Below are 15,271 nucleotides of genomic sequence, written 5' to 3'. Positions count from 1 at the left end.
CTGAACTGATTTTCGTCATACCAGATGTCAATTGGTCATTCTTACTAGATAAGGTATTAACTCCTGCTGTTATCTGCGCAACCCCATTGGTGTAGTCGGTTACACCTTTTGCCAATTGACCAGCACCTGCTGCTAAGCTCGTTTGCAATTGATCAATACCTGCTCCTACTTGATTAGCACCCGCAGTTGATTGTTGTAAAGCTGCAAGGATTTTTGATTGGGATTGTTGTGCGCTCGTTTGAAGCTCTGAAAGCGCACCTTTCGCTTGTCCGATGACAGCTACACTTTGTTGATTAGAAGATTGCTCTGGCAAGTTCGTCACTTGCGTCTTGAGCGCTTGAATATTTGTCAATAGACTTGCCGCAGTCGTAGCAGTTTGACTTGGAGTTTGCGAAATCGCAGCATTGATTTCTGCCTGCTCACTAGCACTTAACTTTTGATAAGCAGCTGTAGCAGCCACGTTAGTTGCAATCGTAGTCTTGTCTGTCGTCGCACTATTGGCAAGCGTGTTCGCAGCCGTTTCCATATCGCTTAAAGCAGTCGTCATGCTTGCTTTAGCGGCTGACAAGTCTGATCCAGTTGAAAGAGCGGTTTGCACAGCAGTTAAACCTGCTTGCAAATCCTGTAGCTTTTGAACTTGTTCAGCAGTCATGCCAGATTGTTGAACAGTTGTCATTAACGTATTCAGACCCGTAGCTAATTGATGCGCACCGCTTGATAATTTTTGAATTTCTCCATTAGAAGCGGTCAATTGATTGACTCCAGCCAATAAATTTTGCGATTGAGCATTTAACTGATTCGCACCGCCTGCAAGATTTGCTACACCATTGGCATACGCATTTAAACCATCTGATAATTCTCCTGAACCGTCAGCCAATTGACCAACAGCATTTGTATAGTCTGTCAGACCTTTTGAAAGCGTATCTGAACCAGAAGCCAATTGACCAACAGCATTTGTATAGTCTGTCAGACCTTTTGAAAGCGTATCTGAACCAGAAGCCAATTGACCGACACCTGACGTATAAGCTGAAAGGCGTGTCGATAGCGTACCAATTCCGTCTGACAGCTGATGCACCCCAAGCGTATAGGTTCCCAAACCTGTCGTCAATGTATTAGCACCGTCTGCAAATGTCATGCTTGAGCTAGACAAGGTCTGTAAATTATCTGTCAAAGTTTGACTACCGTCTTTTAATTGTTGACCGCCAGAAGCAAGTTGCCCACTACCAGAAGCAGCTGTTATCATGCCTTTCCTCAAGCTATTCATACTCTTGAAGAGAGAAGTCGTATACGTATTGGTCACATTGTTTGCGACAGTTTGTTGAAGTCGCGTCATAGCCGAATCACTCATCTTACTAGCAATAAAGCTGTGCCCGCTAGATGTTTGATAATCAATCTGCATCTTTTGTGGTTTATTATCCAGAATACTAGCAGCCTTTTGAGATAAATCACTTGGAAGCGTGATAATCATATAATAATCACCTTTCTCCAAGCCTTTTTTTGCCTTTGCTTCAGATACAAAATGAAAATCTAAAGCATCATTCTTTCTAAGACTTTTCACCATATCATCACCAACAGACAATGTGTTGCTGTTAAATGTCGCATGTTGGTCTTTATTCACAACCGCTACTGGCAATTCTGAAACTTTACCATAAGGATTCCACATGGATCTCAAAAAGATAACATTATAAAGAGCAGGAATCAAGGAAACACCAACCATGACAATAATGAAGAGTGGTTTTTTGAAAATTGCTTTCCATTCGTTGAACATTTTTTCTCCTCTATCTTAGACACTCTGTATAAAAATTTTAATTTTCGAAATATTTTTATACACATTGTCTAAATATTTGATATAATAGATTATACAGTTTCTGAAATTTTTCACAAGAGAAAAAATTAAATTTTAGACACGTTGGATAAATTTGTTCAAAAGAGGAAAGACAATATGGCAGAAAGTAACAAGCGCCAAAAAACAAAAATGATTATTGAAAATGCGATGGTAGAGCTACTGGAACACGAATCATTCGACCAGATTAGCACTGTCAAGTTGACCAAGACTGCCGGCATTAGTCGCAGTAGTTTTTATACACACTACAAAGATAAATATGATATGATTGAGCATTATCAACAGAAACTTTTCCATAAGTTAGAATACATTTTTGAGAAGTATGCTCAAGACAAGCGTAGCGCGATTATAGAAGTTTTTGATTTTCTCACACGAGAATCCCTCCTTTCTGTTTTGTTAACAGAAAACGGAACAAAAGAAATTCAAACATTTTTACGCCATAAATTCCAAATCATGCTGGCTGAAGACCTACAAGAGCGCTTTAGTAGTAAACTACTAAGTCAAGTGGAGAAAGAATACAGCTATGTTTACCTGACAAACGCCTTTTTTGGAGTTTGTCAAATGTGGATTGCTAGAGGAAAAAAAGAAAGCCCTGAACAAATGGCAGATTTTCTTTTAAAAATGTTGGATTAGAATATTTCTTATACCTTGCCCTAGTAGCACCCACAAGCTCTCTAGGGCTTTTCTTCGTAATCTTTACAACAAAAAAAGAAGCTGGGAAGATTCCCAACCTCTGATAATCCATCGATTAAAGTTGTTTGTTATAGTATTCAACGACAAGCGCTTCGTTGATTTCTGGGTTGATTTCGTCGCGCTCTGGCAAGCGAGTCAATGAACCTTCTAATTTTTCAGCATCAAATGATACAAATGCTGGACGTCCAAGAGTTGCTTCAACCGCTTCAAGAATTGCAGGTACTTTAAGTGATTTTTCACGAACTGAAATCACTTGACCAACAGATACACGGTAGCTAGGAATATCTACACGTTTTCCGTCAACAAGGATATGACCGTGGTTTACGAATTGACGAGCTTGACGACGAGTAGTTGCAAGTCCAAGACGATAAACAACGTTATCCAAACGACGTTCCAAAAGAAGCATGAAGTTAAAACCAAGGATTCCGCCTTTGATTTTAGTTGCTTGTACGAACAAGTTACGGAATTGTTTTTCACCTACACCGTAAGTAAAACGAAGTTTTTGTTTTTCAGCCAATTGCAAACCGTATTCTGACAATTTGCTACGGTTGTTTGGTCCATGTTGACCTGGTACGTAGTTACGACGTGCCAATTCTTTCCCTGTACCTGTAAGTGAAAGGCCCAAACGACGAGCTTGTTTCCAAGATGGTCCTGTATAACGTGACATAAACATGTCCTCCTGTAAAAATAATAATTTGAGGAAATAGTCACTTAGAAAGCCCTGATTCGTGCAGAACATTTTCGCCTAAACAGCCAAGGCTACTTTTATAGCTAATATTCTGTTGACGAGCTTCATGCCCTCCTGCTGCTATTTCACACAAAAGCCATTATATCAAAAAAAATCCTATCTGTAAAGACGGATTTTTACCAGATTATTTCTTTCTATGAAAATAACCTTTCTTCTTCAACAATTCCTCTATCGCAATTATATTTTGCTGTTCAGATGTTGCTAAAATAGTTTCAAATCCTAGACTTTTAGCGACATCTAAATTAACCTGTAAATCATCTATAAATACACATTGATTAGCTTGTAATGCGTATTGAGCTAGTAACTTTTGATAGATGCTTTTATCTGGCTTTGCATACCCTACTTCGTAAGAAAGGATTTTCCCAGTCAAAACTTTCGTCATCGGTAATAAACATGCATTTTCAACTGCATAAAATATCTCACTTGTAGTAGACAAAATATAAATGCCATATCCCAGCTGAGCCCATTCAAAAATTTTCTCTTGTAGCTGATGATAAACATCTACTGTCTCATACCAATGAGTAAAAATAGCCTCAACAGTAGCAGAGTAAGAACTATCTAGCAATGTTTGAGCCGCCTGAATGGCTTCCTCCAAAGTTAATTCTCCAGTATCCGTCTGAGCCCAAATCCCTGAATCAAAAATAGCAGCCTTGACGCACTTACGGTCTCCTTCATCTTCTACAAAAGCAGCTAAAATCTTAGCAGGGTTCCATTCAATTAAAACATTGCCAAAATCAAAAACTAGATTTTTAATCATTTTTCACTCCAGCCACATCAATCAAAGCAGTTTTTCGCCATTAAAACCTATTTATTCTCAATCCAAATAACGAATGAGATTTTTCTCCGTTAAAATATCTGAATAAGTGTAAGATTCGACATAAGTATTTTCAATCTCACCCGGTTGACCTCCATTACTTGTATATTCAACGATAAACAAAGAAGGATAAACTTCAATCAAGCGCCCTTGCTTATTTTTTTGACGTTTACGGCCATTTTCAAGAGTCATTTCTACCATTTTGCCCTCATGGGCTTTGATTTCTTCTTTAATTTTTCTCATTTTTGCAACATCTGTAAATGCATCACTCATTGTTTATTCCTCTCTCTTGGAAATACTTGAAAACTTATTGTATTCTTTTTGGAAAATCAATTCTACCGTACCACGCGCACCGCTACGGTTCTTTTCGATAATCACTTCAACCTTGTTGTTTGGAAGCCCTTCAGATTCTTCACCACCGCGTTCATAATAATCATCACGATATAGAAATGCAACAATATCTGCATCCTGCTCAATAGAACCCGACTCACGAATGTCTGACAAAACAGGCCGTTTGTCCTGACGCTGTTCCACACTCCGTGACAATTGGCTCAGCGCAATGACTGGCACTTTCAACTCTTTTGCCAAAATCTTTAATTGACGAGAGATCTCAGATACTTCTTGCTGACGATTCTCTCGACCAGTCCCTGTAATCAACTGCAAGTAGTCAATCAAGATCAATCCAAGATTTCCTGTTTCTTGCGCTAATTTTCGAGCACGCGAACGAATTTCTGTAATCCGAATTCCTGGCGTATCGTCAATGTAAATACTAGCTTCTGCTAGATTTCCTTGTGCAATTGCATACTTCCTCCATTCCTCCTCCGTCAATTGTCCTGTACGGATTGAATGTGATTCAATTAACCCCTCTGCTGCCAGCATTCGATCTACCAGGCTTTCTGCCCCCATTTCTAAAGAAAAGATAGCGACTGTTTTATCTAGCTTTGTTCCAATGTTTTGAGCAATATTGAGAGCAAAAGCTGTTTTACCAACCGCTGGACGAGCTGCCACGATGATTAACTCTTCTTCATGCAGTCCTGTGGTCATGTGATCCAAATCTTGATAACCTGTCGCAATCCCTGTAATATCAGAAGTTTGCTGAGACCGCGTTTCCAAGCTACCAAAGTTAAGATTCAAAATCTCTTTAATATTTTTAAAGCCGCTTCGACTAGCATTTTCACTAACATCGATTAGCGCTTTTTCAGCCCCAGCAATGATTTCATCTGCAGGACTGGCACCATCATAAGCTAGATTGATAGAGTCTGTCAGCCGCGCAATCAACCGGCGCAAAACAGCTTTTTCTGCTACAATCTTAGCATAATATTCAGCATTGGCAGAAGTCGGTACTGAGTTAACCACTTCAACCAAATAAGACAAGCCACCGATATTTTGCAAATCACTCTGACTGTCTAAAATATTACGAACAGTTGTCGCATCAATGGCATCGCCTCGATCTGCCAAGTCAATCATCGCTTTAAAAATTAACCGATTGGCATATTTAAAGAAGTCAGTTGGCTCGATATATTCACGAACAAACACCAGCTTACTTTCATCAATAAAAATCGCACCTAAAACAGATTGCTCTGCTAAAATATCCTGCGGTTGTGCTCGCAATTCATCAATATCTGCCATAAGACCTCCTCTCTCAAAAAATATTCTTCAATTAACCTTCTTTTACACGTAAGTTAATCACACTAGTCACATCTTGATAAATTTTCACTGGCACATCAATCAAGCCAACAGAACGAATAGGATTCTTGACTTGAATCAATCGTTTATCAATCTTAATTCCAAATTGCTTTTGTAATTCTTCAGCAATTTTTTTACTGGTAATAGAACCAAAAGTCCGTCCATCTGGTCCCACTTTTTCAGTAAATTCAACAATTGTACTTTCTGCTTCCAACTTTTCCTTAATGGCTTGCGCTTCAGCTAGCATTTCAGCGTGTGCTTTTTCTTCTGATTTTTGTTTTCCGCGAAGCTCGCCGATAGCTGCTGCAGTCGCCTCTTTGGCAAGATTTTTCTTAATCAGAAAATTCTGTGCATAGCCAGTAGGCACTTCTTTAATTTCACCTTTTTTTCCTTTACCTTTTACATCTGCTAAAAAGATTACTTTCATTCTTCTAACTCCTTATCTTTTAGTACTTCACGAACAATAATTTCATTTAAGCTATGAACCACCTGAGCAATTGTCTGGTCAGGAATTTGCGCTGCTGCTAAATTGAAATGACCGCCTCCACCCAGTTCTTCCATGATACGTTGGACATTGATTTTACTACGACTACGAGCAGATATCGAAACACTGTTTTGCTTATTTTTACTAACGGCAAAGCTAGCTTCAATCCCTGACATAGCTAACATAGCATCTGCTGCTTTACTGATAACAACTGTATCATAGCATTTTTCTTCTACACCTGTCGCAACGAGTACATTCGGCAAAATTTTCTTACCATTCAAAATCAACTCATTCACTTCACGATGTTCATCAAAATCCGTTGCTGAAATATCTTGAATAGCCACACTATCACTTCCGCGCGTGCGTAAATAGCTCGCCACATCAAACGTCCGACTGGTTACACGAGAAGAAAACTTCTTCGTATCCAGCATAATCCCAGCCATCAACACACTAGCCTGCATTTTACTCAAGCGTTTTGTCTTAGAATTTTGGAATTGAATCAACTCTGTTACCAATTCACAGGCACTACTTGCTCCGCTTTCGATATAAGTGATAACAGCATTTTCCGGAAAATCTTGATCTCTTCTGTGGTGATCAATGACGATAATTTGGTTAAACAAATCATAAAACTCTTTTGATAAGGTCAGAGCTGTTTTTGAATGATCCACCATAATCAACAGAGAACGATTGGTCACCATTGTCATCGCATCAGCAACCGAAAGAAGATTGGTCTCTCCTTCATCCTGCAGCCTGCGAACTGCTCGCTCAATATCCGCAGCCATTTGATGAGGATCATAAACAGCATAGGTCTGATCAATAATATTACTAGCAAATACTTGCATTCCCACAGCAGAACCAAGCGCATCCATATCCAAATTTTTGTGTCCAACTACAAAAACTTGGTCCACACTTTTAATCTTATCCGAAATAGCAGTCATCATAGCTCGCGTGCGAGTACGTGTCCGTTTCACCGATGCAGCTGAGCCACCACCAAAGTAAACAGGATTCTTTGACTCATCATTTTCTTTGACAACAGCCTGATCACCACCACGAACTTCAGCAAGATTCAAGTTTAAGAGAGCCACTTTACCAATCTGCTCATGATTACTATCACCATAAGAGAAGCCCATACTCAGTGTGAGAGGAATTTCCCGCTTTTTAGCTTCTTCCCTGAACTGATCAATAACTGCAAACTTATTTTGCATTAACCGATCTAGCACCGTGTAATCCGTAAAAATATAGAAACGATCCATTCCCACACGACGAGAAAACATGGCATATTTTTCTGCAAATTTAGAGACAAAATTTGCGATAAAGCTATTAATGTGGCTAATATCTGAATCTGAGACAACATCCTCTAAATCATCATAATTATCGACTGAAATAATACCAATAACTGGCCTTGTTGTTACTAATTCTGAAGTAGCCTCATACTCACTAGAAGCATCAAAAAAGTAAAACACACTTGAAGCATGATCTAAGTAGACCGAATATTTTGTATCCCCAATTGTTGCATACGATCCAGCACCCTCAGATGGTGTTTTGGTAATTTTTTGCAACAAGTCCACATCAAATTCACCGTCTTCATTGGTAAGAATCAACTCTGCGTAAGGATTAAACCATTCTACATTTCCAGATGTTTGATCAACTTTTACAACACCAACCGGCATTCTTTCAAGCAATGATGCCAAACTATTTTCTGCTTGATCATTCACATACTGGATTTGTTCCACTTCATCAATTTCATAACTTTTTTGTTGGTAAATCAATAGAAAAATCAAAAGAGCAAGCACCAAAAAAAGCGCAGATAACATCAGAATGCTGCTACCAAAAACTCGTAATAAAATAGCTAAAATTCCAAAGGAAATAACGCCCATGATTACAAAATAAATTGGAATAAAACGAAATTTTTTCATCACAAACCTCTTAACCGCCATTTTACCACAAAAGCTCTAAAAAAGCGAGTTTTCCCTTATTAAAACAAGCCAAATAATACTGTCAAACATTAGAAAAAATTAAATCTTCCTGCATCTCTTTGCTCACTTTACAAAACAGAATATCTGATTTTCCCATTAAATTAGCTTTATTCCTCTGGTAGTTTACAGCTTTGTCAAGTATTATTGACGAAAAAACACTTGCTCAGAAATGTGAACAAGCATCTTCATCATTTATTTTTTTGCTTTTTCTTGATTTTTTGAGATACTTCGTGATTTACCTTCCAAATAAACCATCAAAATCGAAATATCCGCTGGATTGACACCTGAAATCCGACTAGCTTGACCAATTGTTTCTGGGTTTATTTTCTTGAATTTCTGACGAGCTTCTGTCGCAATTGAATCAATATCATCCCAGTCAATGTTTGCTGGTATCCGTTTTTCTTCCATTCGTTTCATCTTCTCAACCTGATCCAACGCCTTAGAAATATAGCCTTCATATTTGACTTCAGTCTCAATCAATTCGATTATCTTTTCATCTAAATCTTCAGCTGCTGAACCGACAAACTTGACAACATCTTGATATGAAACTTCTGGACGACGCAAAAATTCTTTTGCTGTAACTGCGTCTGTCAATGGTTTAAAGCCTAATTTTTCAACCATTTCATTCGTTTCTTTAATTGGCTTTAATTTAATAGTGCTCAAGCGCTTCATTTCAGTTTCATATTGATTTTTCTTAATTTCAAAACGCAGCCAGCGCTCATCATCAACCAATCCTACCCTGCGTCCAATTTCAGTCAATCGCATATCCGCATTGTCGTGTCGTAAAATGAGACGGTATTCAGCTCGACTAGTCAAAAGACGATACGGCTCCACGGTTCCCTTGGTGACCAAGTCATCAATCATGACCCCAATATAACCATCACTACGTTTCAAAATCAATTCTGGCTTTCCTTGAACTTTCAGAGCTGCATTGATTCCTGCGATAATGCCCTGTCCTGCCGCTTCTTCATAACCAGATGTCCCATTCGTTTGCCCAGCTGTAAACAAACCTGAGATTTTCTTAGTTTCTAGAGTAGCGCGCAGCTGATGTGGCATAATCATATCATATTCAATCGCATAGCCAGTTCGCATCAATTCAGCATTTTCAAGTCCCTTAATAGAATGCACTAAGTCTTTTTGAACATCTTCTGGCAAACTCGTTGACAACCCCTGAATATAAACTTCTTCCGTATCTCGACCTTCTGGCTCCAAGAAAAGTTGGTGGCGCTCTTTATCTGCAAAACGAACAATTTTGTCTTCAATTGACGGGCAGTAACGTGGTCCTACACCTTTCACCATTCCTGAAAACATTGGTGCACGGTAAAGGTTGTTTTGAATAATTTCATGACTTCTTCCATTAGTATAAGTTAGCCAGCAAGGAATCTGATCTTTTAGATAATCCTCATCATGAGAAGTATAGGAAAAGTGGTTCGCTTTTTCGTCTCCAGGCTGAATATCCGTCTCTTCATAATTAATAGAAGAAGCTTTCACACGCGGAGGAGTTCCTGTTTTAAAACGCCCAATTTCAAACCCTAAATCACGTAAATTGTATGCTAAATTAATTGCAGCTAAACTATGATTAGGACCAGAAGAATACTTCAAATCTCCAATAATAATTTCTCCACGCAGAGCTGTACCGGTTGTTACGATAACTGCCTTTGCCGCAAACTCTTGGTGCGTGGCTGTTTTCACACCAACGACTTTCCCGTTCTCAACTAGAATCTCATCTATAATAGTTTGACGCAAAGTGAGATTCTCTTGATGTTGAACCGTCTTGCGCATTTCTTTAGAATAAAGTTCCTTATCTGCTTGCGCACGAAGAGCACGAACCGCTGGACCTTTCCCAGTATTGAGCATCTTCATTTGAATATAAGTTTTATCTATATTCTTAGCCATCTCTCCACCTAGAGCATCCACTTCACGTACAACGATTCCCTTGGCAGATCCTCCAATAGAAGGATTACAAGGCATAAAAGCTAGCATTTCAATATTGATTGTCGCAAGTAGGACTTTACAGCCCATTCGACTGGCTGCTAACGAAGCCTCAACACCTGCATGCCCAGCACCAATTACGACAATATCATAACTTTCAGTAAAATTGTGTGTCATCTTTTCTTTCCTTATTTTTTCACCAAAAAAGTCAAACCTCTAGAAGTGCAGGACAAAAAGCCTGCAACATCCATGAGCTTTGACCATCATAGTTATTGCTATATCCATTTTAGCAGATTGCTAAAAAATGTCAATCTAAATATACTGTTGAAGCTTACCATCTTTATAGGCATTGTCAATCAAGCCACCACCAAGACACTCTTCTTCATCATAAAATACAACGGCTTGTCCAGGTGTAATAGCACGTTGAGGTTCTGCAAAGTTGACAATTGCCTTGTCACCCTTTACAGTTACTGTAACCTTAGAATCTGGCTGACGATAACGAAACTTAGCTGTACATTCCATAGTAAACTCAGCTGGCATTTCTCTTGTAAAATGTACTTGGCTAGCGTCAAGACTCGTTGACATCAAGTTGTCATGGTAAAAACCTTGACCAACATAAAGAATATTTTGACTAAGATCCTTACCCACTACAAACCAAGGTTCATTATCTCCTCCATGCTGACCACCAATGCCAAGGCCACCACGCTGACCAATTGTATAATACATCAAACCAGCATGCTCACCCATATCTCGACCATCAACTGTCATCATGCGACCAGGTTGAGCTGGTAAATAATTTCCCAGAAATTCTTTAAAGTTTTTCTCACCAATAAAGCAGATGCCGGTTGAATCTTTTTTCTTAGCAGTAGCTAATCCTGCTTTCTCTGCAATAGCTCGAACTTCAGACTTTTCTAAATGTCCCAACGGAAACATCGTTTTTTGCAGCTGCTCTTGTGATAACTGACTAAGGAAATAAGTCTGATCTTTGCCATTATCCACTCCTCGCAGCATATGAACAATTCCGTCTTCATCGCGCTTTACACGCGCATAGTGACCTGTTGCCACATAGTCCGCTCCCAATGTCATAGCATAGTCCAAAAAAGCTTTAAACTTAATTTCTTTGTTGCACATGACATCTGGATTCGGGGTTCTACCAGCTCGATATTCAGCTAAGAAATATTCAAAAACGCGATCCCAATACTCTTTTTCAAAGTTGACAGAGTAGTAAGGAATTCCAATCTGATCGGCCACAGCTGCTACGTCTTTATAGTCCTCAGTAGCTGTACAGACCCCATTTTCGTCTGTGTCGTCCCAATTTTTCATGAAAATGCCAATCACGTCATAGCCCTGCTCCTTTAACAAAAGAGCTGTAACTGACGAATCCACACCGCCACTCATTCCGACAACGACACGTGTTTTAGAATGATTACTCATCGTGTTCTCCCATCTTTTCGTTATTTCACGATTGAAGGTCGTGTTTTGCTTTCAACGATTGAAGGTCGCTTAGAGCAAGGTTTATTATAACACGAAATAACCTTAAGAACAAATTTCAATAACCAGATAGCAATAACTTTACACTGCTGTAAACTAAAAATTCAGTGGATGAACTATTAAATTAGTGAATGAAACAATAGAGATCCTATCAAAAGGCCGAATCTAGTGAGCGACTTTGTAGCTTCTATCTATAACCTGAAAATAGTACTTTTAGCTGTAAACTACTATATTAAAGCCTTACTCTCATCACAAAAGAGGCTGGGACAAAAGTCCGACCTCAAATATAAAAAGCGAACAAAACTAGTTTTCTGGTAATCAGAATTCTGCTTTGTTCGCTTTTCGCATTTAATTATAGATTTGAAGGGCTTAATAATTAAGATTTTTAAAAATTGAAATCTTTTTGTCCCAACCTCAATAATTTTTTGTATTTATCAATACCAGCCATTTGCTAACCAGAAAGTCTTAGCAGCTGACCAAGAACCATAACGACCCGCTACATAATCGTCTGCTACTTTTTCTTGATTCTCTGCTGACAAGTCACCATTTAAATATGATAAACTCAATTGGTAACGACCATAATATTGTCCATTTTGGGCTGTATAACTGCCACTTGATTCTTTTTGCGCAATCCATTCTTTTGCAGCTGCATCTTCATTACTCAGACCAGAAGTGGTAGTTGCAGAATTACTTGACTCCGCAGTTGTAGGGCTTGTAGCTGTGTCATCTAACTCCAATACTTGCCCAACACTAATCAGATGAATATTGCTAAGCTTATTTTTCTGAGCAATTTGATCAACTGTTGTATTATGTGATGCAGCAATAGCTGAAAGAGTATCTCCAGATTTTACTGTATAACTATCTGCGTTTGCAAGTGTAGGAAGAAAGAACAGCGCTGTTGCTGCTAAGCTTATTAAACCTACTTTAGTTTTTTTGTTTGTATTCTTTAAATTCAAAATCATTTAGATTCTCCTTTTCTGTGATAGAACTATCATATACCTTAATTATTACTATTGTTTTTTCCTTTCATTAAAAATATTACAAACAAATTGAAGAGAGACTAAAATCCACCCTATATTTATTTGCTTTAAGGTTACTATAAGAAAAGTGACCTCAAAGGAAGTTTAGAATTTACGTCACATTCATTTTATTAGCTAAAAAGGCAGAAAAATATACTGAACTTTGATATAATGAAGATAATAAATTTATAAGGAGTTACGATGAACTCACTAAAATTTCAATCTGTTTTTGATATTATTGGTCCTGTTATGATTGGTCCATCTAGTAGTCATACAGCAGGTGCTGTTCGTATTGGAAAAATTGTTTCATCAATTTTTGATGACGAGCCAACAGAAGTTGAATTCCAACTATTTAATTCTTTTGCGAAAACTTATCGTGGACATGGTACGGACTTGGCTCTTGTAGCTGGGATTCTCGGAATGGATACAGATAACCCTGATATTCCCAATAGCCTAGAAATTGCCCATAAAAGAGGGATTAAAATTGTCTGGACGATTCAAAAAGATAGCAATGCTCCACATCCAAACACAGCTAAAATCACCATTAAAAATGAGCAAAAAGCGATTAGTGTTACTGGTATTTCCATTGGTGGTGGAAATATTCAAGTGACTGAATTAAATGGTTTTTCTGTTTCGCTCAGCATGAATACCCCGACAATTATTATCGTCCATCAGGATGTTCCTGGAATGATTGCTCATGTTACTGAAGCACTTTCTCGTTATAACATCAATATCGCACAGATGAATGTCACAAGAGAAAAAGCAGGTGAAAAAGCTATTATGATCATTGAAATTGACAGTCGCAGCTGTGAAGGAGCTATTGAGGAAATCAGAAAAATTCCTAAACTTCATAATGTCAATTTCTTTAAATAGGAGAGTTTATGTTTTATTCAATCAAAGAATTAGTGGAGCAAGCAGATTTAGACTTTCAGGGCAGCGTTGCCGAACTGATGATTGCTACTGAATACGAACTGACAGGTCGTGAACGAGATGAAGTCTTACGCTTGATGACTAGAAATCTAGAAGTTATGAAAGCTTCTGTCGTTATGGGATTAGATGAAAGTAAATCTCGGAGTGGTTTAACAGGTGGCGATGCAGCCAAACTCCACAAATATATTCAATCAGGAAAAGCTCTTTCGGACTATACTGTCTTAATAGCAGCAAAAAATGCTATTGCTGTCAATGAATACAATGCTAAAATGGGGTTGGTCTGTGCAACACCGACAGCAGGAAGTGCTGGTTGTTTACCCGCTGTCCTTACATCTGCTATCGAAAAATTAAATCTTACTGAAAAACAACAACTAGACTTTTTATTAACAGCTGGAGCTTTCGGTCTAGTCATCGCTAATAATGCTTCTATTTCAGGAGCTGAAGGTGGCTGTCAAGCAGAAGTTGGATCAGCGTCAGCTATGAGTGCAGCAGCTCTTGTTTTAGCAGCAGGTGGTACCCCATTTCAAGCCAGCCAAGCAATTTGTTTTGTGATTAAGAATATGCTTGGATTAATCTGTGACCCCGTTGCAGGTCTAGTAGAAGTTCCCTGTGTCAAACGAAATGCTATGGGAGCTAGCTACGCTTTCATTGCCGCTGATATAGCTTTAGCAGGTATTGAATCAAAAATTCCCGTTGACGAAGTAGTTGACGCTATGTATCAAGTTGGAGCAAGTATGTCGACTGCCTTTCGTGAGACTGCTGAAGGTGGATTGGCAGCTACACCTACTGGTCGTAGATTATCCAAAGAAATTTTTGGAGAATAACTTTCTACACAAAAGGAAAAAGTTTACAGTCCTGTAAATATGAATTTAGACTATGCAAAATTTTAAATATATTTTTTTCGACTTAGATGGAACACTTGTTGACAGTTCTGTAGGAATCAAGAATGCTTTCCAATACGCATTCACTTCACTAAATATCAAAGCCCCTGATAGCAAAGAGCTGGATACTTTCATTGGACCACCTTTAGAAGTTAGTTTCGCTTCTGTAGTGCCAGAGACCAATGTCAATCAAGCTATTGCTTTCTTTAGAGAATACTATAAAAATAACGGTGTTTTTGAAGCTCAACTTTACAAGGGTATAAAAGAACTGTTGTTAGAATTAGAACATTCAGATTACCATGTCTATATTACCACTAGTAAAAATGAACCAATGGCCCATAAAATGGCACAATACCTAGAAATTGATAAACATTTCAATGGTATCTTCGGCTCTCTTCCAAATTCTTATCATAAAGCAGATGTTATAACTCGTGCTTTAAATAATTCTCATGCTAATCTTGAACAATCTATCATTGTTGGGGATACAAAATTTGATATAATTGGTGGAAAATCAGTCGGAATTGCTACTTTAGGAGTTCTGTGGGGATTTGGAAACAAGAAAGAATTAACTGACAATGAGGCAGATTTTATCTCAGATTCGCCTCAGAAAATTTTAACAGCTTTGGTAAATAATACTTTACATGAATTGTAAACCATATTTACAATATACAATCAAAGATTCTAAAACAAACAACTATGTTTGCTAAGTCAATCACCCATAGAAAAAGACGAATCATTTTTGAACTGCACCCCAAAAGTTAGACAAGAAAACTC

Annotated in this window: 14 protein-coding genes; 4 read left to right on the top strand and 10 right to left on the bottom strand. The window is 38.2% G+C overall.

Features of this window, described 5'->3' with window-relative positions; translation table 11 throughout:
* Window positions 1-1,768 (bottom strand): YhgE/Pip domain-containing protein (locus tag HMPREF2574_RS10770; RefSeq protein ID WP_257374139.1); only part of this gene is annotated, 1,768 nt, incomplete at its 3' end.
* A gap of 174 nt (window positions 1,769-1,942) precedes the next feature.
* Here HMPREF2574_RS10770 and HMPREF2574_RS02355 point away from each other — a divergent pair.
* The gene (locus tag HMPREF2574_RS02355; protein WP_003026748.1) at window positions 1,943-2,476 is read left to right on the top strand and encodes a TetR/AcrR family transcriptional regulator; all 534 of its coding nucleotides are present in this window, start codon (window positions 1,943-1,945) and stop codon (window positions 2,474-2,476) included.
* 115 nt (window positions 2,477-2,591) lie between these two features.
* Here HMPREF2574_RS02355 and rpsD read toward each other — a convergent pair whose 3' ends face one another.
* The 9 genes from rpsD to HMPREF2574_RS02310 all read right to left on the bottom strand — a co-directional run bounded on the left by rpsD (window position 2,592) and on the right by HMPREF2574_RS02310 (window position 12,629).
* A complete protein-coding gene (gene rpsD / locus HMPREF2574_RS02350; protein WP_003026749.1) occupies window positions 2,592-3,203 on the bottom strand; it encodes a 30S ribosomal protein S4 in 612 nt (203 codons plus the stop codon).
* Window positions 3,204-3,408: 205 nt separating this feature from the next.
* Window positions 3,409-4,041 (bottom strand): HAD family hydrolase, encoded by a 633-nt coding sequence (locus tag HMPREF2574_RS02345; protein ID WP_070812160.1) that lies wholly within the window; start codon window positions 4,039-4,041, stop codon window positions 3,409-3,411.
* A 57-nt stretch (window positions 4,042-4,098) separates the two neighbouring features.
* Window positions 4,099-4,371 carry a Veg family protein gene (locus HMPREF2574_RS02340; protein ID WP_003026751.1) on the bottom strand — a complete coding sequence of 91 codons (273 nt, stop codon included), beginning with the start codon at window positions 4,369-4,371 and terminating at the stop codon, window positions 4,099-4,101.
* 3 nt (window positions 4,372-4,374) lie between these two features.
* Window positions 4,375-5,727: a replicative DNA helicase gene (gene dnaB, locus HMPREF2574_RS02335; protein WP_070242154.1), complete on the bottom strand. Its 1,353-nt coding sequence runs from the start codon at window positions 5,725-5,727 to the stop codon at window positions 4,375-4,377.
* A gap of 31 nt (window positions 5,728-5,758) precedes the next feature.
* A complete protein-coding gene (rplI, locus tag HMPREF2574_RS02330) occupies window positions 5,759-6,211 on the bottom strand; it encodes a 50S ribosomal protein L9 (protein WP_003077184.1) in 453 nt (150 codons plus the stop codon).
* The gene (locus HMPREF2574_RS02325; protein WP_070812159.1) at window positions 6,208-8,184 is read right to left on the bottom strand and encodes a DHH family phosphoesterase; all 1,977 of its coding nucleotides are present in this window, start codon (window positions 8,182-8,184) and stop codon (window positions 6,208-6,210) included. The genes rplI and HMPREF2574_RS02325 overlap by 4 nt, the downstream gene beginning before the upstream one ends.
* Before the next feature lie 252 nt (window positions 8,185-8,436).
* Complete coding sequence (gene mnmG, locus HMPREF2574_RS02320; RefSeq protein ID WP_070812158.1) at window positions 8,437-10,353, bottom strand: tRNA uridine-5-carboxymethylaminomethyl(34) synthesis enzyme MnmG; 1,917 nt, start codon at window positions 10,351-10,353, stop codon at window positions 8,437-8,439.
* A gap of 135 nt (window positions 10,354-10,488) precedes the next feature.
* A complete protein-coding gene (gene mnmA, locus HMPREF2574_RS02315) occupies window positions 10,489-11,634 on the bottom strand; it encodes a tRNA 2-thiouridine(34) synthase MnmA (RefSeq protein ID WP_257360484.1) in 1,146 nt (381 codons plus the stop codon).
* 467 nt (window positions 11,635-12,101) lie between these two features.
* Complete coding sequence (locus HMPREF2574_RS02310; protein ID WP_070242161.1) at window positions 12,102-12,629, bottom strand: aggregation-promoting factor; 528 nt, start codon at window positions 12,627-12,629, stop codon at window positions 12,102-12,104.
* A gap of 258 nt (window positions 12,630-12,887) precedes the next feature.
* Between HMPREF2574_RS02310 and sdaAB the strand changes: the two genes are divergently transcribed.
* From sdaAB to HMPREF2574_RS02295, 3 genes are read left to right on the top strand one after another with little or no spacing between them, the layout of a single operon-like run.
* The gene (gene sdaAB, locus HMPREF2574_RS02305) at window positions 12,888-13,559 is read left to right on the top strand and encodes an L-serine ammonia-lyase, iron-sulfur-dependent subunit beta (RefSeq protein ID WP_022526738.1); all 672 of its coding nucleotides are present in this window, start codon (window positions 12,888-12,890) and stop codon (window positions 13,557-13,559) included.
* A gap of 8 nt (window positions 13,560-13,567) precedes the next feature.
* Entirely contained in the window at window positions 13,568-14,440 is an 873-nt protein-coding gene (sdaAA, locus tag HMPREF2574_RS02300; protein WP_024051448.1) for an L-serine ammonia-lyase, iron-sulfur-dependent, subunit alpha, read from the top strand.
* Window positions 14,441-14,492: 52 nt separating this feature from the next.
* Entirely contained in the window at window positions 14,493-15,149 is a 657-nt protein-coding gene (locus HMPREF2574_RS02295; protein ID WP_022526737.1) for an HAD hydrolase-like protein, read from the top strand.
* The last annotated feature ends 122 nt before the right edge of the window (window positions 15,150-15,271 follow it).

Source organism: Streptococcus sp. HMSC034E12 (assembly GCF_001835915.1).
Taxonomy (GTDB): domain Bacteria; phylum Bacillota; class Bacilli; order Lactobacillales; family Streptococcaceae; genus Streptococcus; species Streptococcus vaginalis.
The sequence above is the reverse complement of the archived record's forward strand: the minus strand, read 5'-3'. Positions and strand labels throughout refer to the sequence as shown.